The following is an 18,481-nucleotide window of genomic DNA, read 5'->3' on the forward strand; positions in this document are numbered from 1 at the left end:
TTGGCGCGTGCCCCTGCCCTTTGATCACGCGCCAGACCTCACTCCCTTATTTCGTCCAAGGCAATCGACATGACCGACACACAGAATAAGAACTACATCATTGCCCTCGATCAGGGTACGACCAGCTCCCGCGCGATCATTTTCGACCGCGACGCGAACGTGGTCTGCACCGCCCAACGGGAGTTCGCACAGCACTACCCGCAAGCCGGTTGGGTCGAGCATGACCCGATGGAGATCTTCGCCACCCAAAGCGCCGTGATGGTCGAGGCCCTGGCACAAGCCGGCCTGCACCACGACCAGGTAGCAGCCATCGGCATCACCAACCAGCGCGAAACCACTGTGGTCTGGGACAAGAACACCGGCCGCCCGATCTACAACGCCATCGTCTGGCAATGCCGACGCAGCACCGAGATCTGCCAGCAACTCAAGCGCGATGGCCACGAGCAATACATCAGCGACACCACCGGTCTGGTCACCGACCCGTACTTCTCCGGCACCAAGCTCAAGTGGATCCTCGACAACGTCGAAGGCAGCCGCGAACGCGCGCGCAACGGTGAGCTGCTGTTCGGCACCGTCGACAGCTGGTTGATCTGGAAATTTACCGGCGGCAAGGTGCATGTCACCGACTACACCAACGCTTCGCGCACCATGCTCTTCAACATCCACACCCTGGAGTGGGACGCGAAGATGCTGGAAGTCCTCGACATCCCGCGTGAGATGCTCCCGCAAGTCAAATCGTCGTCCGAGATCTACGGCCACACCAAAAGCGGCATCGCCATCGGCGGCATTGCCGGTGACCAGCAAGCCGCTCTGTTCGGCCAGATGTGTGTCGAGCCAGGCCAGGCGAAAAACACCTACGGCACTGGCTGCTTCCTGTTGATGAACACTGGCGACAAAGCCGTGAAATCCCGACACGGCATGCTGACCACCATCGCCTGCGGCCCGCGTGGCGAAGTGGCCTATGCCCTGGAAGGTGCGGTGTTCAACGGCGGCTCCACCGTGCAATGGCTGCGTGACGAACTGAAGATCATCAACGACGCCCACGACACCGAATACTTCGCCAACAAGGTCAAGGACAGCAACGGCGTGTACCTGGTGCCGGCCTTTACCGGTCTTGGCGCCCCCTACTGGGACCCGTACGCCCGTGGCGCCTTGTTCGGCCTGACCCGCGGCGTACGCGTGGATCACATCATTCGGGCCGCGCTGGAATCGATTGCCTACCAGACCCGCGACGTGCTGGACGCCATGCAGCAAGACTCTGGGGAGCGTCTGAAAGCTCTGCGTGTGGACGGCGGCGCAGTGGCCAACAATTTCCTCATGCAGTTCCAGGCCGACATCCTCGGCACCCAGGTCGAGCGTCCGCAAATGCGCGAAACCACGGCGCTGGGTGCGGCTTACCTGGCAGGCCTGGCCTGTGGCTTCTGGGGCAGCCTGGAAGAGTTGCGTGGCAAGGCCGTGATCGAACGCCAGTTCGAGCCGACACTGGACGAAGCCGCAAAGGAAAAACTCTACGCTGGCTGGAAAAAAGCGGTCAGTCGCACCCGCGATTGGGCGGCTGAGGACGAGGCTGAATAAGCTAACTCCAGTCCCCGTATCTGTATGTAACTGGTAGGGAGCGGATTCCTGCGGCATCATGGGCAAATTTTGCACGGCAGCCCAAAGGACGCCCCATGAATCTGCCTCCCCGTCAGCAGCAAATCCTCGAACTGGTCCGCGAACGTGGCTATGTCAGTATCGAGGAAATGGCCGCTCTGTTCGTAGTTACCCCGCAGACCATCCGCCGCGACATCAATCAGCTCGCTGAAGCCAACTTGTTGCGTCGCTACCACGGTGGCGCCGCCTATGATTCCAGTGTCGAAAACACCGCCTACGCCATGCGCGCCGATCAGATGCGCGACGAAAAACAGCGTATCGGCGAAGCCATTGCCGCACAGATTCCCGACCATGCCTCGTTGTTCATCAACATCGGCACGACCACCGAATCCATTGCCCGGGCACTGCTCAACCACAGTCACCTGAAAATCATCACCAACAACCTGCATGTGGCTTCGATGCTCAGCGCCAAGGACGACTTCGACGTGCTGCTGACCGGTGGCAATGTACGGCGTGACGGCGGCGTGGTCGGTCAGGCCAGTGTCGACTTCATCAACCAGTTCAAGGTCGATTTCGCCCTGGTCGGCATCAGTGGTATCGATGAGGACGGCAGCCTGCTGGACTTCGATTATCAGGAAGTGCGGGTATCCCAGGCGATCATCGCCAATGCCCGACAAGTGATCCTCGCGGCCGACTCCAGCAAATTCGGACGCAACGCCATGATTCGCCTGGGGCCGATCAGCCTCGTCGATTGCCTGGTCACCGATCAGCAGCCTTCCCCGGCGCTGGCGCAACTGCTGAACCAGCACAAGGTTCGGCTGGAAGTCGTTTAAGCCCTTTCCAGTCTTAAAAGATCGCAGCCTTCGGCAGCTCCTACAGGTTTGAGTGCATCCGTAGGAGCTGCCGAAGGCTGCGATCTTTTGCTTTTATGTTCGTATATTTTCCTTTAACGGCCCTTCGATGAGTATTTTCAATCGAAGCTGACTGGCTGTGCGCTTCTTTATGGGCTAGTATTTTCGAAAATGAACATTAATGTTCGAATTCAAATACAGAACTTCAAAGAATTCCGAGGCCGAGCCGATGCCCAATTCCAACTTGTCCATGCCCCCTCTCGCCGAGGTTTACGATATCGCCGTCATCGGTGGCGGGATCAATGGCGTGGGAATTGCCGCGGATGCCGCCGGTCGCGGTCTCTCGGTGTTCCTTTGCGAAAAGGATGACCTGGCCAGCCATACCTCGTCGGCCAGCAGCAAGCTGATTCACGGTGGCCTGCGCTACCTCGAACATTACGAATTCCGCCTGGTGCGTGAAGCCTTGGCCGAACGTGAAGTACTGCTGGCCAAGGCTCCGCACATCGTCAAGCAAATGCGTTTCGTATTGCCGCACCGCCCGCACCTGCGCCCGGCGTGGATGATTCGCGCCGGCCTGTTTCTCTATGACAACCTGGGCAAGCGCGAGCAGCTGGAAGGTTCGAAAAGCCTGAAGTTCGGCCCCGACAGCGCGCTCAAAAGCGAGATCACCAAGGGCTTCGAATACTCCGATTGCTGGGTCGACGACGCGCGCCTGGTGGTGTTGAACGCCATGGCCGCCCGGGAACAAGGCGCCCACGTTCACACCCAGACCCGCTGCGTCAGCGCTCGCCGTACCAAGGGCCTGTGGCACCTGCATCTGGAGCGCGCCAATGGCAGCCTGTTTTCGATCCGCGCCAAAGCATTGGTGAACGCGGCCGGGCCATGGGTCGCCAGGTTCATTCGCGATGACCTGAAGATGGAATCGCCATACGGCATCCGCCTGATCCAGGGCAGCCACCTGATCGTGCCGAAACTGTACGAAGGAGAGCACGCGCACATCCTGCAGAACGAAGATCAGCGCATCGTGTTCACCATTCCGTATCTGAATCACTTCACCCTGATCGGTACCACCGACCGCGAGTACACCGGCGATCCGGCGAAGGTGGCAATTACCGACGGCGAAACCGATTACCTGTTGAACGTGGTCAACGCCCATTTCAAAAAGCAAATCAGTCGCGACGACATCCTGCACAGCTATTCCGGCGTGCGCCCACTGTGCAACGACGAATCCGACAACCCGTCCGCCGTGACCCGTGATTACACCCTGGCGCTGTCTGGCACCGGCGAAGAGGCGCCGTTGCTGTCGGTGTTCGGCGGCAAGCTCACCACCTATCGCAAACTGGCCGAGTCGGCACTGACACAACTGGCACCGTACTTCAAGCACATCAAGCCAAGCTGGACCGCCAGCGCCACGCTGCCGGGCGGTGAAGACATGACCACCCCGCTGGCCTTGAGCTCGCGTATCCGCGACATATTCGACTGGGTACCGAGCGAGATCGCTCGCCGCTGGGCCACCACCTACGGCAGCCGCACCTGGCGCATGCTCGAAGGCGTACAGGACCTCAGCGATATGGGCGAGCACATCGGCGGCGGTCTCTACACCCGTGAAGTCGACTATCTGTGCAGCGAAGAATGGGCCACCAGCGCCCACGACATCCTCTGGCGTCGCAGCAAGCTCGGCTTGTTCACGACGGCGGCCGAACAGGAAAAGCTCAAGGACTACCTGAACAAGGTCGAACAGAACCGCAGCAAGATCGAAGCGGCCTGATCGATCACGGCACAAACAAAAGCCCCTGAATCTCGCGATTCAGGGGCTTTTTCGTATCGATGGATTTCAGTCACGCAAATCCGATTCGTGAATCGGCTGCTCACGGTGAGTCGCCCGCTGATACTGCGCCGGCCACACGGCCTTGTGCCCGCCCAGATCGTCATCTGCATGCAGCGCCCAGTACGGGTCGCGCAACAACTCACGGGCCAGGAAGATGATGTCCGCCTGACAGGTGCGCAGGATGTGCTCGGCCTGTGCCGGCTCGGTGATCATGCCAACCGTGCCGGTGGCCATGCCCGACTCCTTGCGCACACGTTCGGCGAAGCGGGTCTGGTAACCAGGGCCTGTGGGAATTTCGGCATTCACCGCCGTCCCGCCCGACGAGACGTCGATCAGGTCCACTCCCTGGGCCTTGAGGCGACGGGCGAGTTCCACGGTTTCATCGGGGTTCCAGCCGTCCTCCACCCAGTCGGTGGCCGATACCCGGACAAACACCGGAAATTCTTCAGGCCACACCGCACGCACCGCTTCGGTGACCTGCAACACCAGCCGAATGCGATTTTCGAATGAACCGCCATATTGATCGCGCCGCTGATTGCTCAATGGCGACAGGAACTGATGCAGCAGGTAACCATGGGCGGCGTGCACTTCTACCACCTTGAAACCGGCCTTTAGCGAGCGCTTTGCCGCATCGACAAAGGCCTGGATGACCTTGGCGATCTCGCCGTCATCGAGTTGTCTGGGTTGGGTGTGCTGTGGGTCGAATGCAATCGGTGAAGGTCCGACCGGCACCCAGCCGCCCTCGTCGGGTTTGACGCTGCCATGCTTGCCCAGCCATGGCCGATAGGTACTGGCCTTGCGCCCGGCATGGGCCAGTTGAATGCCGGCAACGGCGCCCTGGGCGTTGATGAAGCGGGTGATGCGTTGCAGGGGTTCGATCTGCTCGTCATTCCACAGACCGAGGTCCTGAGCGGTGATACGCCCGTCGGCGGTGACCGCCGTGGCTTCGGTAAACACCAGCCCGGCCCCGCCGACAGCACGGCTGCCGAGGTGGACCAGGTGCCAGTCATTGGCCAGACCGTCGGTGCTGGAGTACTGGCACATCGGCGATACCGCGATGCGGTTGGGCAGGGTCAATTGGCGAAGGGTAAAGGGTTCAAGCAGCAGACTCATGGGGCACCTCTCGAATCAGTGGGCAGGCTCCAGGTTCTGTTTGAATAGTCGACGAGTGACAGGAAAAAGGTACAGCACCCGCCCCCGCGGGCAAAAAATTCGACAAGACGTCACAAGGCTAAAATCAAGCAGTGTTTAGAGCCTAGTCGACATCGAGAGATGTCGCCCCCTTGTAGGAGCGAGCTCGCTCGCGATGGACGACAGGACACCGCGGGGTATCAGGTCCCCAGCGCCATCGTTCACGCCCATCGCGAGCGAGCTCGCTCCTACAGGTGTCGGATCAACGCGGTTCGATGTGGGCAATCATCAGCTGGACCGTCTCGTTGCCACGAAACTCGTTGAGGTCGAGCTTGTAGGCCAGTTCCACCCACTTGATGGTCGGATTCGGCCAGATGTCGCGGTCGATCCCGAAGGCAATGCCGTCGAGTTTCACCGAACCACATTCACTTTTCAGCACGACTTTAAGGTGCCGTTCGCCCACGACCCGCTGCTCGACCAACTGGAACACCCCATGAAACAACGGTTCCGGGAAGTGCTGCCCCCAAGGACCGGCATGCCGCAGGGCACGGGCCAGTTCCAGGTGGAACTCTTCCACCGCCAGGGTGCCGTCCGACAACAGGCGGCCAGTCAGGTCTTCTTCGCGCATCTGCCGGCGCACTTCAGCGTCAAAGGCTTCGGCGAACAAGGGGAAATTCGCTTCCGGCAGCGTCAGGCCGGCCGCCATCGCGTGGCCGCCGTACTTGGTGATCAGATTCGGATGCTGCGCCGCCACCACGCTCAGGGCGTCGCGGATGTGAAAGCCCTGGACCGAACGCCCCGAGCCCTTGAGCAGGCCATCTCCGGCATCGGCAAAGGCGATGGTCGGGCGGAAATAGCGCTCCTTCATCCGTGATGCGAGGATACCGATGACGCCCTGATGCCACTCGGGATCGAACAGGCACAAGCCGAACGGCATCGACTCCACCGGCAGATCCTTGAGCTGCGCCAGCGCTTCGCGCTGCATGCCCTGCTCGATGGATTTGCGATCCTGGTTCATGCCGTCCAATTGAGCAGCCATTTCACGGGCCAGACCGGCGTCGTCGGTCAGCAGGCATTCGATGCCCAGACTCATGTCATCCAGGCGCCCCGCCGCGTTCAGGCGCGGGCCGACGATGAAGCCCAGGTCGGTGGAAGTGATGCGTGTGTGGTCACGCTTGGCCACTTCGAGGATCGCTTTGATCCCCGGTCGGGCACGTCCGGCGCGAATCCGTTCCAGGCCCTGATGCACCAGAATCCGGTTGTTGGCATCCAGCGGCACCACGTCGGCCACGCTGCCCAAGGCCACCAGATCGAGCAGTTCGCCGATATTCGGCTGCGGCTTGCTCGTGTACCAGCCAAGTTCGCGCAACCGCGCACGCAGGGCCATCAGCACATAGAAAATCACCCCGACACCGGCCAGCGCCTTGCTCGGAAACTCGCAACCGGGCTGGTTCGGATTGACGATGGCATCGGCCAGCGGCAGCTCGTCACCGGGCAAGTGGTGGTCGGTGACGAGCACCTTGAGCCCGGCCTTTTTCGCCGCAGCCACGCCTTCGACGCTGGAGATGCCGTTGTCGACGGTGATCAGCAAATGCGGCTGACGCTCAAGCGCCACTTCGACGATCTCCGGTGTCAGGCCGTAGCCGTAGTCGAAACGGTTTGGCACCAGATAATCGACATGCGCCGCGCCCAGCAAACGCAGGCCCAGCGTGCCCACGGTACTGGCCGTCGCGCCGTCGGCATCGAAGTCGCCGACGATCAGAATGCGCTGACGCTGTTCGAGCGCCGCCACCAGCAGATCCACGGCGGCATCGATGCCCTTGAGCTGCTGGAACGGAATCAACCGCGCCAGGCTCTTGTCCAGTTCTGCCTCGGATTGCACACCCCGCGCCGCGTACAGGCGGGTCAGCAGGGGCGGAATATCACCGAGGAATGGCAGGGTGTCGGGCAGCAGGCGAGGTTCGATGCGCATGGGGTGAAAGATGCTTCTCTTCAATACGTAGGATAAAACCGGGTGATGCGCTAAAGCGGCGAAAAATCAGCCGCGCTCACCGGCCAGCCACTGCAACTGGACTTCGTGCTGTCCACGGTCGTCGGTGACGAAGATCGTCCCTTCGCTGATCATCACGTCCCACTTGATAACGCGGGGCATGTCTTTGGCCAGGATTTCCAGGACTTCCTGGGGCACGGCAGCGATGTTGACGTTCTTCAGGTTTTTCACCGCCGGCACCACTTTGCCTTCCCACACGCGCAGGCTGCCATAGGCCAGCAGGCTGGTACGTTCAGTGCGGCGCGAGCACCAGGTCAGGCGCTCGGCATCGGGCTGGCCGACTTCGATCCAGTGCAGGACGCGGTCATCCAGGCTTTTTTCCCACAAGGCAGGTTCATCCACTTCCGACAGACCACGGCCAAACGACAGCTGCTCGTTGTACCAGAGGGCGTAGGCTAGCAGGCGCACGGTCATGCGCTCTTCGGTTTCCGAAGGGTGACGGGCGATGGTCTGCTTCACGCTCTCATAGACGCTGCGGTCAAGGTCGGTGAGGTTCAGTTCAAACTTGTAGGTCGTGGACGGCTGGGCCATGAACGGGCTTCTTGATACGAGGAAAGGCGGCAAGTCTAACCGATGCGCAAGGCAATCCACGAATTGAAGGTGATCAACCTGAAGCGCCTGACAGTCGGCTATGTTAAAACGCTGTACTCGCTCATCCTTTGTCCTGCAGGATCCCGCATGCCGCTCACCGCCAAACCGCTTTCCGGTCTGAAAGTCATCGAATTGGGTACCTTGATTGCCGGCCCGTTTGCTTCGCGTATCTGCGCTGAATTCGGTGCCGATGTGATCAAGGTTGAGTCTCCGGACGGCGGTGACCCATTGCGCAAATGGCGCAAGTTGTATGAAGGCACTTCGTTGTGGTGGTTCGTCCAGGCCCGCAATAAAAAGTCCCTGACCCTCAATCTCAAACACCCCGACGGTCAGGCGATCCTGAAACAGCTGCTGGGTGAAGCAGACATTCTGATCGAAAACTTTCGTCCCGGCGTCCTGGAGAAACTCGGCCTGGGCTGGGACGTCCTGCACGCCTTGAACCCGAAACTGGTCATGGTGCGGCTGTCGGGTTTCGGCCAGACCGGTCCGATGAAAGATCAGCCCGGCTTTGGTGCGGTCGGTGAATCCATGGGCGGTCTGCGCTACATCACCGGCTTCGAAGACCGGCCACCGGTGCGCACCGGCATTTCCATCGGCGACTCGATTGCCGCGCTCTGGGGCGTGATCGGCGCACTGATGGCCCTGCGTCATCGCGAGGTCAACGGTGGCCAGGGGCAAGTGGTGGACGTGGCGCTGTACGAAGCCATCTTCGCGATGATGGAAAGCATGGTCCCTGAGTTCGACGTGTTCGGCTTCATTCGCGAACGCACGGGCAACATCATGCCGGGCATCACCCCCTCCTCGATCCACACCAGCGCCGATGGCAAGCACGTGCAGATCGGCGCCAATGGCGACGCGATTTTCAAACGTTTCATGTTCATCATTGACCGGGAAGACCTGGCCAACGATCCTCTGCTGGCCAGCAACGATGGCCGCGATGCCCGACGCGACGAGATTTATGGCGTCATCGATCGCTGGGTCAACTCGTTGCCGCTGGACACGGTGCTGGCGCGGCTCAATCAGGCCGAGGTGCCGGCCAGCCGGATCTTCAGCGCCGAAGACATGTTCAATGACCCTCAGTACCTGGCGCGGGAAATGTTCCTGCAGGCCAAGCTGCCGGATGGCAAAGACTTCAAGATGCCGGGCATTGTGCCGAAACTCTCGGAGACACCCGGTGAATGTGAATGGGTCGGGCCACAACTGGGTGAGCACAACGCACAGGTACTCCAGGAACTTGGCTATGACGCGGTACAGATCGCAGAGTTGCGCAAAGACGGAGCCATCTGAACTGCAATACCTGTCCGGTTATATCGGCTGCACCGACACGCCAAAGGGCCGGCAGGCCATTGTCGAGATCAACCAGGTGCTGCGCCCCCTTCCCCGTGAACGCCTTGACGAGGCCTACGCCGCCTGGCTGGATCCAGAGAGTCGCAGCGATTACCTGAAAGACACCAAGGCGTTTTTTGACAATCTGGCGCAACCCTGACAAATCCCGGGCAAAAAGAAACCCCGGGAAGTGGGGAGACGACCCGGGGTTAAACGTGGTCTACCTGGAGACCAGTAGCAGCAAGCTACAAGCACCGGAGCACAATGCTTGATCCTGCTGTTATAAAGTCTGACTGACCTGGGCGCGGGAAGGTTCCCACAAAAATCCCTTCAATTGCGGCTGGCCAGAAGCTTGTCCTGCGCCGCATTACGCAATGCCGCGATGACACAAGGCTCAAGGCGTCCTTCAGCGATCAGCACGTCGCGATGCAAACCGTCGACCACATCCGTCAGTAGCCGTTTGTCATCCAATTGGACCTGATTGACCTCGCGCTCGACCACCGTCGCGCCGATAGCATTCTTCAGGGTTACCCGACATTCGCCACGAATGCCTGACGGGGTCAACGTGACCTGATACGGGCTCAGCGCCTCACCGAGCAACAAACTGATACTTTCCATCCCGATCACCACTCAATAGTCCGAAACAACGTGCCTGGGGCATGCCTGAAAAAGATGACCGCTGGCCCGAGAAGAAAGTTCTGGATACTGACCGCAAGCGAACCTGCAGCCCAGTCAAGAGAGCATGCACGTCGAACATGACAGAGAAAAAACGCAACCATCACGTCTGTCGAGTACGTCGGGCGATGTCGGCCCAGCCCCCCAACAATCCTCGTAGCTGGCCATCCGCCGTGTAAAACGGCACCGTCCACTGGTAGATATCCCTGACGCCGTCCTTGAACATCAATTGACGCTCGAAGAAGCGCGTCCTGCGCGTACTCAACTGCGCCAGAAACTCGGCGTGCAGCAGTTCCGCGGTTTGCCTGGGCATGACGTCGACCTCGATCAACTGCCGCCCCTGCATCCGGTCAAAACGTGTCGACAAAGCGTCCTCATAACTTTTGTTGCACATGATCAAGCGCCCTTGCAGATCACGGACAAACATCGGGTCAGGCATGGCATCCATCAGGGCATGCTGGAAGGCGAGCTGATCGCGAAGACTGCTTTGGGCCTCGACCCGCTGCCTGACCACCACCGCCAACCGCCGATTCCAGAGCAGGGACAACAGGCCGAACAGGCTGAGCACAAACATCCCCCAGCAGACCCACTGGTCAATCCGCTGCCAGAGGCCTGGCGGCTGTGACACGGTAGCGCCGCCGAACCACTTCAGGCGAAGGTCGCGCAGCTCCTGCGCAGGAAACGCCTCAAGTGCCTTGTTGAGGATACTCAGCAACTGTGGCTGACCTTTGCGCAACGTCAGATAATCCGCATCCCATTTGCCCGGCACCACAGCCCCGATCTGCAGCCGACCCGACGGAAAATGCTGGGCGCCGATTTCGTTTTCGATGGTGACGTAGGCTTCGTCGCTTTCAACCCAGGCACGGGCTTCGGCGTAGGTTTTAACCGAACGCAATTCGATGGACGGATAATCACGACGGATCACCGCTTCCAGTGCATGCCGGGTCGGCAGCACCAGTACCCGCTTCGCCATATCCTCCAGCGACTGCACCGGCGGCGTCCCAGCCTGCCCGACAAAGACCCATCCGGCACCGCCGAACGCATGGCTGAAATCGAGAAATACCTTGCGTTCGTCATTCATCGCCAGGGTCGTACTCAAATTCGCCGCGCCGCTTTCCAGATGGGCCAGCATCTGATCGGTGGAAAAAGACTGTTCGTAAACGAACTGCAACCCCGTCATGTCACTGATGCGCTTGAGCAGGTCACTGTTCAAGCCCGTCCATTGGCCATGTTCATCCTTGAACAGGTACAACGGATATTCCAGTGCCGTGACCACGACCCGTGGATGGCTGGCCATCCATTGCAACTCCTGGTCATTGAGCACGACCTTTGAGCGGGGGGCAGACATCCCGCGTTCCGGAATCGATGCAGGGTTCGCCCCTCCCCATTCGGCGATTCCCAGCATGCCGAATAAAAACAGCCAGCGTGCGGCTGGCTTGAACACACTTGTAAACAGCATTCCCACGTCCTTGGTGATCCATTCGCCTGTCCCTTCGCGGCGATAACACGACAAGTGTGCACGCAGAAATGAAAAAGCCCGTCAGGAGACGGGCTTCAAAATGTTACAGCGCTGACCGGTTACAGCGGCTTGCCGCGATTGCCATGCTGACTGACAAAGGCCTGCACGGCCTTCAGGTCATTTGGCAATACGGTGCAACGTTCGTCTCGTTCAAACAAATCAGAAAGATGTGCAGGCAGCTCGAGCTCTTTTCCTACGCCGGCTTTTTCCACGGCGTCCGGGAATTTAACCGGATGGGCGGTGCCCAGGATCACCATTGGAATGTCCAGGCTGCGACGGCATTCCCGCGCAGCTTTCACGCCGATGGCCGTGTGTGGATCCAGCACTTCGCCAGTCTGCTCGTAGACTTCGGCGATGGTTTCGCAGGTTTGCGCGTCATCCACGGCCAGCGAGTCGAACAACTTGCGGGCTTCGGTCCAGCGCTCTGGCTCGACGCTGAAACCGCCGCCCTGCTTGAACGAATCCATCAGCCCGGCGATGGACGCGCCGTTGCGACCATGCAGGTCGAACAGCAAGCGCTCGAAGTTCGACGACACCATGATGTCCATGGACGGCGACAGCGTGGCGTGCAGGGTTTCCTTGACGTACTGATTGCCGCTCATGAAGCGGTGCAGGATGTCGTTGCGGTTGGTGGCGACGATCAACTGGTTGATCGGCAGGCCCATGTTGCGCGCCAGGTAACCGGCGAAGATGTCGCCGAAGTTGCCAGTCGGCACCGAGAACGACACCGAACGTGCCGGGCCGCCCAGTTGCAGAGATGCGTGGAAGTAGTAAACGATCTGGGCCATGATCCGCGCCCAGTTGATCGAATTCACCGCCACCAGGCGCGTGCCCTTGAGGAAACCCTGGTCGGCGAAGCTCGCCTTGACCATTTCCTGGCAGTCATCGAAGTTGCCTTCGATGGCGATGTTGTGGATGTTCTCACCGAAGATGGTGGTCATCTGCCGACGCTGCACTTCGGACACCCGGTTGTGCGGGTGCAGGATGAAGATGTCGACGTTTTCGCAGTGCTTGCAGCCTTCGATGGCGGCCGAGCCGGTGTCACCGGAGGTGGCGCCGACGATCACCACGCGCTCGCCGCGCTTTTCCAGCACGTAGTCGAGCAAACGACCGAGCAGTTGCAGGGCGAAGTCCTTGAACGCCAGGGTCGGGCCGTGGAACAGCTCCAGCACCCATTCATTGCCGTTCAGCTGACGCAGCGGCGCAACGGCGCTGTGGGCAAATACGCCGTAGGTTTCTTCAAGGATTTTCTTGAACTCGGCATCCGGAATGCTGCCGGTGACGAACGGGCGCATGACGCGAAAAGCCAGTTCGTGATACAGCAGGCCGGCCCAGGAAGCGATTTCTTCCTGGGTGAATCGTGGCAGGTTTTCCGGGACGTACAGACCGCCGTCGGTGGCAAGACCTGCCAGCAGGACGTCTTCGAAATTCAGGGCCGGTGCCTGGCCGCGGGTACTGATGTAACGCATGACTGACTCCAATGGACAGTGTTCGTAGTGCCGGGCCCGCAAGCGAGCCCGGTCAACGATATCGGCTTAGTTCAGGTGCTCGACACGGATCCGTACAACCGGACCGACCACACCCGCCAAGGCTTCCAAAGCAGCGATGGCATCGTTGATGTGCTGCTCCAGCACACGGTGGGTCAGCAGGATCATCGGCACCAGGCCGTCGTGCTCCTCGGCTTCCTTCTGCATGATCGACTCGATGTTGATGCCGCGCTCCGAGAGGATGCTCGCGACCTGAGCCAGTACGCCCGGATGGTCCTTGGCCTGAATACGCAGGTAGTAGGCGCTTTCGCAGGCTTCGATCGGCAGGATCGGGTGAGCCGACAGCGAATCCGGCTGGAACGCCAGGTGCGGTACGCGGTTTTCCGGGTCGGAAGTCATGGCGCGGACCACGTCCACCAGGTCGGCGATCACCGACGAAGCGGTCGGCTCCATGCCGGCGCCAGCGCCGTAGAACAGGGTCGAACCGGCAGCATCGCCGTTGACCATCACCGCGTTCATCACGCCGTTGACGTTGGCGATCAGGCGATCGGCCGGGATCAGCGTCGGGTGCACGCGCAGTTCGATACCGGCCGCGGTGCTGCGCGCCACGCCCAGGTGCTTGATGCGGTAGCCCAGCGCTTCGGCGTAGTCGACGTCGGCGGTGGTCAGCTTGGTGATGCCTTCGGTGTAGGCCTTGTCGAATTGCAGCGGGATACCGAACGCGATGGACGCCAGGATCGTCAGCTTGTGAGCGGCGTCGATACCCTCGACGTCGAAGGTCGGATCGGCTTCGGCGTAACCCAGTGCCTGGGCTTCGGCCAATACGTCTTCGAAGGTACGACCCTTCTCGCGCATTTCCGTCAGGATGAAGTTGCCGGTGCCGTTGATGATGCCGGCCACCCAGTTGATGCGGTTGGCCGACAGGCCTTCGCGGATCGCCTTGATCACTGGAATACCACCGGCTACCGCTGCTTCGAACGCAACGATCACGCCCTTCTCGCGGGCCTTGGCGAAAATTTCATTACCGTGAACGGCGATAAGTGCCTTGTTCGCGGTGACCACATGCTTGCCATTCTCGATGGCCTTGAGTACCAGCTCGCGGGCAACGGTGTAGCCGCCCATCAGCTCTATGACGATGTCGATCTCAGGGTTCGTGGCCACTTCGAAGACATCGTTGGTAATCGCAATACCGGTCGTTTGGAACTGAGGCTTTGGCGTGCGCATGGCAATTTGTGCCACTTCGATCCCACGCCCGGCACGACGAGCAATTTCCTCGGCGTTGCGCTGAAGTACGTTGAAGGTACCGCCACCGACGGTCCCTAACCCACAGATGCCTACTTTGACCGGATTCACTGTGAACTCCCCATAAAACGGCCGACTCGAGGCCGGCCGTGAAAACAACCGCAGACTCGCGGCTCTCTATTGATGGCCCGGCGAATGTCGCTACCGGACCATGATCGTCAAGGCTTGCCGTGACGATGCGAATTACTTCACGCCCAGTGCCAGTTTGGCGACTTGTGGCGCAGGCTGGTAGCCCGGAATGACCTGACCGTCGGCCAAAACGATGGCCGGTGTGCCGTTCACGCCGATCGACTGGCCGAGCGCGAACTGTTTGGAAACCGGGTTATCGCACTTGGCGGCCTTGATTTCCTTGCCGTCGACCATTTTGTCCATGGCCGCTTTCTTGTCTTTCGAGCACCACACCGCTTGCAGCTGTTCGTCACCCGGCGAGCCCAGGCCCTGGCGCGGGAACGCGACGTAACGCACTTCGATGCCGCGCTTGTTCAGCTCAGGCACTTCGGCGTGGAGCTTGTGGCAGTACGGGCAGGTGGTGTCGGTGAATACGGTGATGTGCGACTTGGTTTCACCAATGGCCGGGTAGACAACGGTTTCGGCAACCGGGATGTCGTTGATCAACTTGGAGATCCCCAGGCGCTCGGTCTTCTCGGTCAGGTTGACCGGCTTGCCGTCCTTGAGATCGAACAGGTAGCCCTGAACCACGTACTGGCCGTCGGCACTGGCATACAGCACGCGGCTGCCTTTGAGCTTGACTTCGTACAGGCCGGGCAACGGGCTGGCGGTGATGCTTTCCACTGGCACTTCGAGCTGGAGGCTTTCCAGGCTTTTACGAATGGCTTTGTCTGCCGCGTCATCGGCGACGGCAAAGGTGCTGACCAACGCAATGGCTGCGGCGGCGAAAATCTGGGTCAGACGCATGAGAACTCCTGAAGGCGAACATATGGGACGATCAGAACGCCCGTGCCGAAACACCGGGTCATAACCGCCCATCGTGCAAACCGGTCCAGCCTATCACATAAGGTCCGCATGGCCGAATGCACCTGATGCAAGACATTTGTCGCGACACAATCCCCTGTGGGAGCGAGCCTGCTCGCGAATGCGGTGTGTCAGGCGTCATTAATATTGGATATGCCGGCCTCTTCGCGAGCAGGCTCGCTCCCACAGGTTTTGCGTTAGCCTCTGGGATGGTGCCTGGCATGCAGATCCTGCAACCGTGCACGGGCAACATGGGTGTAGATCTGGGTCGTCGACAAGTCGCTATGCCCCAACAGCATCTGCACCACTCGCAGGTCTGCACCGTGGTTGAGCAGGTGTGTGGCGAAGGCATGACGCAAGGTGTGCGGCGACAGCGACTTGCCGATCCCGGCCACCTTGGCCTGGTGCTTGATCCGGTGCCAGAAGGTTTGCCTGGTCATCTGTTCGCCACGCTGACTCGGAAACAACACATCGCTGGGACGCCCGCCCAGCAGTTCACCGCGCGCATCACGCATGTAGCGCTCGACCCAGACAATCGCCTCCTCGCCCATTGGCACCAGTCGCTCCTTGCTGCCCTTGCCCATCACTCGCAACACGCCCTGGCGCAAATTGACCTGTTCCAGGGTGAGGCTGATCAGCTCGGTCACCCGCAAGCCGCAAGCGTAAAGCACTTCGAGCATGGCGCGGTCGCGCTGACCGATGGCTTCGCTCAGATCCGGCGCCTTCAGCAGCGCTTCCACGTCTGCTTCCGACAAGGATTTTGGCAACGGCCTGCCAAGTTGCGGCATATCGACGCGTAACGTCGGATCGACTGCAATCAACTTTTCCCGTAGCAAGTAGCGATAAAAGCCACGCACACCCGAGAGAAATCGCGCAGTGGAACGGGGCTTGTAGTTTTGCTCCAGGCGCCAGGCCAGGTGGTCGAGAATCAACTCGCGCCCGGCGCTGATCAACTCCAGCCCATTCTCCTGCAACCAACCGTTGAACAGCGCGAGGTCACTGCGATAGGCATCTCGAGTGTTATCGGAGAGACCTTTCTCCAGCCAAAGAGCATCGAGAAACTGGTCAATCAGGGGATGATCAATGGCAGGCATAAAGGCTCAGGCAAGACCGGCAATACGGCCAGGGAAGATAAATCGCGGGCAACAAAAAAGCAGCCCGCAGGCTGCCTTTTTTTGCATCGGAAGCTGGACTTAAGCCAGTTTTTCCTTGATGCGAGCTGCTTTACCCGACAGGTCGCGCAGGTAGTACAGCTTGGCTTTACGTACGTCACCGCGACGCTTGACAGCCATGCTGTCGATTTGCGGGGAGTAGGTCTGGAAAGTACGCTCTACGCCAACACCGTTGGAGATTTTACGAACGGTGAATGCACTGTTTACGCCGCGGTTACGCTTGGCGATAACAACACCTTCGAACGCTTGCAGACGCGAACGGTCGCCTTCCTTCACTTTCACCTGAACGACAATGGTGTCGCCCGGGGCAAAGGTAGGGATCTCTTTGGTCATCTGCTCTGCTTCGAGTGCAAGGATGATTTTGTTAGTCATGCTGTGCTCCTAAGGTAAATCGTCGGATCTACCATCGATACGTTGTTAACTATCGTCCCGCTCGCGGATGTATTCCTCGAGCAGCTTCTTCTCTTCTCCAGAAAGCGAGCGGCTTTCCAGAAGATCGGCGCGTCGTTCATAGGTCCGACCAAGGGACTGCTGCAAACGCCAACGCCGGATGTGCGCGTGATTGCCACTTAGCAATACGTCGGGAACACGCTGATCCGCATACACCTCCGGTCGGGTGTAGTGCGGGCAATCCAGCAAACCATCCGTAAAGGAATCTTCCTCCGCGGAGTCCGCATGCCCTAAAGCTCCAGGCAGCAGTCGTGTAACCGCATCGATCAGGACCATCGCCGGCAGCTCGCCGCCAGACAGTACATAGTCGCCAATCGACCACTCTTCATCGACATGAGCATCAATAAAACGCTCGTCAATGCCTTCATAGCGGCCGGCAATCAGGATCAATGCATCCAGATTCGCCAACTCGCGTACCGCCGACTGAGTCAGTTGACGGCCTTGGGGGGACAGGTAAATTACCTTCGCCGCCTCCCCGGCTGCTGCCTTGGCCTGAACCAGAGCATCTTCCAGGGGCTTGATCTTCATCACCATGCCCGGACCACCGCCAAACGGGCGATCGTCCACAGTGTGATGTCGATCCGTCGTGTAGTCTCGCGGATTCCAACAGGTGAGCTGCAAGAGCCCCTGTTTCACCGCCCGACTGGTGATGCCGTACTCGCTGATGGCAGAGAACATCTCGGGAAACAGACTGATCACTTCTACGCGCAAGTTAGCCACGTTAGAAATCCGCGTCCCAATCCACCTTCATCTCGCCTGCTGCCAGGTCGATGGCCAACACGCATTGCTCGGTATAGGGCAACAGGCGTTCGCGATCATCCAGGCTGCCAGCGCAAGGCTTGACCACCATGACATCGTTCGAGCCGGTCTCCAGCAGGTGATCGATTTTCCCGAACAGTTGTCCGAGAGTGTCGATGACCTTGAGACCTTCCAGCTGGTACCAGTAGTACTCGCCGTCGGTGAGTTCAGGGAACAGGTTGCGCGGCACGCAGATCTCATAACCGGCCAGAAGACGAGCCTCTTCACGATCATCGAGATCCTTGAGCTTTGCGACCAGGAACTTGTCGTTCCCGCGTCCGCTGACCAGCTCTACCTGCTTTACATTGCCGTCACGCTTGAGCGTCCAGGTTTTGTAATCCAGCAGGTTCTTGATCGGATCAGTAAAGGAGTACACCTTCACTTCGCCGCGAACGCCGTGAACAGAATAAATCTTGCCGATAACGATCAAATCATCAGCAATGGCTGGCGTCGCGTTCATATTGCTCAGGCCGCAGCCTTAGCAGTTTCCTTCAACAACTGAGCAACGCGCTCAGAAGGTTGTGCACCAACGCTCAGCCAGTAGGCTACGCGCTCTTGGTTCACGGACAGACGAACTTCCTGACCACGAGCAACAGGGTTGAAGTAGCCAACCTGTTCCTTGTGCGAACCGTCGCGCGGGTTGCGGCTGTCGGTTACGGTCAAGTGGTAAAACGGGCGCTTTTTGGAGCCGCCAAGGGCAAGACGGATTGTTAGCATGTGAACATCGTTCCTGTAG

General features: G+C 59.6%; 17 protein-coding genes and 1 pseudogene. 5 read left to right on the forward strand and 13 right to left on the reverse strand.

Features of this window, described 5'->3' with window-relative positions; translation table 11 throughout:
• Window positions 1-69 precede the first annotated feature (69 nt).
• The 3 genes from glpK to glpD all read left to right on the forward strand — a co-directional run bounded on the left by glpK (window position 70) and on the right by glpD (window position 4,212).
• Entirely contained in the window at window positions 70-1,575 is a 1,506-nt protein-coding gene (gene glpK, locus KGA83_RS19680) for a glycerol kinase GlpK (protein ID WP_108214994.1), read from the forward strand.
• Between the two features lie 95 nt (window positions 1,576-1,670).
• Complete coding sequence (locus KGA83_RS19685) at window positions 1,671-2,426, forward strand: DeoR/GlpR family transcriptional regulator (RefSeq protein ID WP_108214993.1); 756 nt, start codon at window positions 1,671-1,673, stop codon at window positions 2,424-2,426.
• A 247-nt stretch (window positions 2,427-2,673) separates the two neighbouring features.
• Window positions 2,674-4,212, forward strand: coding sequence for a glycerol-3-phosphate dehydrogenase (gene glpD / locus KGA83_RS19690; RefSeq protein ID WP_223530583.1), 1,539 nt, complete (start codon window positions 2,674-2,676; stop codon window positions 4,210-4,212).
• Window positions 4,213-4,278: 66 nt separating this feature from the next.
• On the opposite strand, the gene KGA83_RS19695 is transcribed toward glpD, so the two are convergent.
• The 3 genes from KGA83_RS19695 to KGA83_RS19705 all read right to left on the reverse strand — a co-directional run bounded on the left by KGA83_RS19695 (window position 4,279) and on the right by KGA83_RS19705 (window position 7,984).
• Window positions 4,279-5,385 carry an NADH:flavin oxidoreductase/NADH oxidase gene (locus KGA83_RS19695; protein WP_223530585.1) on the reverse strand — a complete coding sequence of 369 codons (1,107 nt, stop codon included), beginning with the start codon at window positions 5,383-5,385 and terminating at the stop codon, window positions 4,279-4,281.
• Window positions 5,386-5,665: 280 nt separating this feature from the next.
• Window positions 5,666-7,375, reverse strand: coding sequence for a single-stranded-DNA-specific exonuclease RecJ (recJ, locus tag KGA83_RS19700; RefSeq protein WP_115947387.1), 1,710 nt, complete (start codon window positions 7,373-7,375; stop codon window positions 5,666-5,668).
• Window positions 7,376-7,441: 66 nt separating this feature from the next.
• Complete coding sequence (locus KGA83_RS19705; protein ID WP_108214990.1) at window positions 7,442-7,984, reverse strand: YaeQ family protein; 543 nt, start codon at window positions 7,982-7,984, stop codon at window positions 7,442-7,444.
• A 147-nt stretch (window positions 7,985-8,131) separates the two neighbouring features.
• Here KGA83_RS19705 and KGA83_RS19710 point away from each other — a divergent pair, with 147 nt between their 5' ends.
• Complete coding sequence (locus tag KGA83_RS19710) at window positions 8,132-9,331, forward strand: CaiB/BaiF CoA transferase family protein (RefSeq protein ID WP_108215465.1); 1,200 nt, start codon at window positions 8,132-8,134, stop codon at window positions 9,329-9,331.
• A 4-nt stretch (window positions 9,332-9,335) separates the two neighbouring features.
• A pseudogene (locus KGA83_RS19715) lies at window positions 9,336-9,530 on the forward strand (hypothetical protein); the annotation flags it as partial.
• Window positions 9,531-9,700: 170 nt separating this feature from the next.
• Here the strand turns inward: KGA83_RS19715 and KGA83_RS19720 are convergent.
• The 10 genes from KGA83_RS19720 to rpsP all read right to left on the reverse strand — a co-directional run bounded on the left by KGA83_RS19720 (window position 9,701) and on the right by rpsP (window position 18,462).
• Window positions 9,701-9,988 (reverse strand): DUF3509 domain-containing protein, encoded by a 288-nt coding sequence (locus KGA83_RS19720; protein ID WP_223530587.1) that lies wholly within the window; start codon window positions 9,986-9,988, stop codon window positions 9,701-9,703.
• 160 nt (window positions 9,989-10,148) lie between these two features.
• Window positions 10,149-11,504: a transporter substrate-binding domain-containing protein gene (locus KGA83_RS19725; protein ID WP_223530588.1), complete on the reverse strand. Its 1,356-nt coding sequence runs from the start codon at window positions 11,502-11,504 to the stop codon at window positions 10,149-10,151.
• Between the two features lie 119 nt (window positions 11,505-11,623).
• Window positions 11,624-13,033, reverse strand: a complete 1,410-nt coding sequence (thrC, locus tag KGA83_RS19730) for a threonine synthase (protein ID WP_223530590.1) — start codon at window positions 13,031-13,033, stop codon at window positions 11,624-11,626.
• A gap of 66 nt (window positions 13,034-13,099) precedes the next feature.
• Entirely contained in the window at window positions 13,100-14,404 is a 1,305-nt protein-coding gene (locus KGA83_RS19735; protein ID WP_223530592.1) for a homoserine dehydrogenase, read from the reverse strand.
• A 132-nt stretch (window positions 14,405-14,536) separates the two neighbouring features.
• Window positions 14,537-15,268, reverse strand: coding sequence for a bifunctional protein-disulfide isomerase/oxidoreductase DsbC (gene dsbC / locus KGA83_RS19740; protein WP_108214985.1), 732 nt, complete (start codon window positions 15,266-15,268; stop codon window positions 14,537-14,539).
• A gap of 254 nt (window positions 15,269-15,522) precedes the next feature.
• A complete protein-coding gene (gene xerD, locus KGA83_RS19745; RefSeq protein WP_108214984.1) occupies window positions 15,523-16,419 on the reverse strand; it encodes a site-specific tyrosine recombinase XerD in 897 nt (298 codons plus the stop codon).
• A 99-nt stretch (window positions 16,420-16,518) separates the two neighbouring features.
• Window positions 16,519-16,869: a 50S ribosomal protein L19 gene (rplS, locus tag KGA83_RS19750; protein ID WP_003175895.1), complete on the reverse strand. Its 351-nt coding sequence runs from the start codon at window positions 16,867-16,869 to the stop codon at window positions 16,519-16,521.
• 45 nt (window positions 16,870-16,914) lie between these two features.
• The gene (gene trmD / locus KGA83_RS19755; protein WP_007941398.1) at window positions 16,915-17,667 is read right to left on the reverse strand and encodes a tRNA (guanosine(37)-N1)-methyltransferase TrmD; all 753 of its coding nucleotides are present in this window, start codon (window positions 17,665-17,667) and stop codon (window positions 16,915-16,917) included.
• 1 nt (window position 17,668) lies between these two features.
• Complete coding sequence (rimM, locus tag KGA83_RS19760; protein WP_046041991.1) at window positions 17,669-18,205, reverse strand: ribosome maturation factor RimM; 537 nt, start codon at window positions 18,203-18,205, stop codon at window positions 17,669-17,671.
• A 5-nt stretch (window positions 18,206-18,210) separates the two neighbouring features.
• Window positions 18,211-18,462, reverse strand: a complete 252-nt coding sequence (gene rpsP, locus KGA83_RS19765) for a 30S ribosomal protein S16 (protein ID WP_108214983.1) — start codon at window positions 18,460-18,462, stop codon at window positions 18,211-18,213.
• Window positions 18,463-18,481: the final 19 nt, after the last annotated feature.

The organism is Pseudomonas sp. GL-R-19, assembly GCF_019956375.1.
Taxonomy (GTDB): Bacteria; Pseudomonadota; Gammaproteobacteria; order Pseudomonadales; family Pseudomonadaceae; genus Aquipseudomonas.

What these genes read in the sequence shown, in the direction of transcription:
- glpK (WP_108214994.1), top strand. Translation starts at nt 70, where the DNA reads ATGACCGACACACAGAATAAGAACTACATCATTGCCCTCGATCAGGGT.
- KGA83_RS19725 (WP_223530588.1), bottom strand. Translation starts at nt 11,504, where the DNA reads ATGCTGTTTACAAGTGTGTTCAAGCCAGCCGCACGCTGGCTGTTTTTA.
- KGA83_RS19695 (WP_223530585.1), bottom strand. Translation starts at nt 5,385, where the DNA reads ATGAGTCTGCTGCTTGAACCCTTTACCCTTCGCCAATTGACCCTGCCC.
- KGA83_RS19720 (WP_223530587.1), bottom strand. Translation starts at nt 9,988, where the DNA reads ATGGAAAGTATCAGTTTGTTGCTCGGTGAGGCGCTGAGCCCGTATCAG.
- KGA83_RS19705 (WP_108214990.1), bottom strand. Translation starts at nt 7,984, where the DNA reads ATGGCCCAGCCGTCCACGACCTACAAGTTTGAACTGAACCTCACCGAC.
- recJ (WP_115947387.1), bottom strand. Translation starts at nt 7,375, where the DNA reads ATGCGCATCGAACCTCGCCTGCTGCCCGACACCCTGCCATTCCTCGGT.
- thrC (WP_223530590.1), bottom strand. Translation starts at nt 13,033, where the DNA reads ATGCGTTACATCAGTACCCGCGGCCAGGCACCGGCCCTGAATTTCGAA.
- dsbC (WP_108214985.1), bottom strand. Translation starts at nt 15,268, where the DNA reads ATGCGTCTGACCCAGATTTTCGCCGCCGCAGCCATTGCGTTGGTCAGC.
- KGA83_RS19685 (WP_108214993.1), top strand. Translation starts at nt 1,671, where the DNA reads ATGAATCTGCCTCCCCGTCAGCAGCAAATCCTCGAACTGGTCCGCGAA.
- rpsP (WP_108214983.1), bottom strand. Translation starts at nt 18,462, where the DNA reads ATGCTAACAATCCGTCTTGCCCTTGGCGGCTCCAAAAAGCGCCCGTTT.
- xerD (WP_108214984.1), bottom strand. Translation starts at nt 16,419, where the DNA reads ATGCCTGCCATTGATCATCCCCTGATTGACCAGTTTCTCGATGCTCTT.
- glpD (WP_223530583.1), top strand. Translation starts at nt 2,674, where the DNA reads ATGCCCAATTCCAACTTGTCCATGCCCCCTCTCGCCGAGGTTTACGAT.
- KGA83_RS19710 (WP_108215465.1), top strand. Translation starts at nt 8,132, where the DNA reads ATGCCGCTCACCGCCAAACCGCTTTCCGGTCTGAAAGTCATCGAATTG.
- rplS (WP_003175895.1), bottom strand. Translation starts at nt 16,869, where the DNA reads ATGACTAACAAAATCATCCTTGCACTCGAAGCAGAGCAGATGACCAAA.
- rimM (WP_046041991.1), bottom strand. Translation starts at nt 18,205, where the DNA reads ATGAACGCGACGCCAGCCATTGCTGATGATTTGATCGTTATCGGCAAG.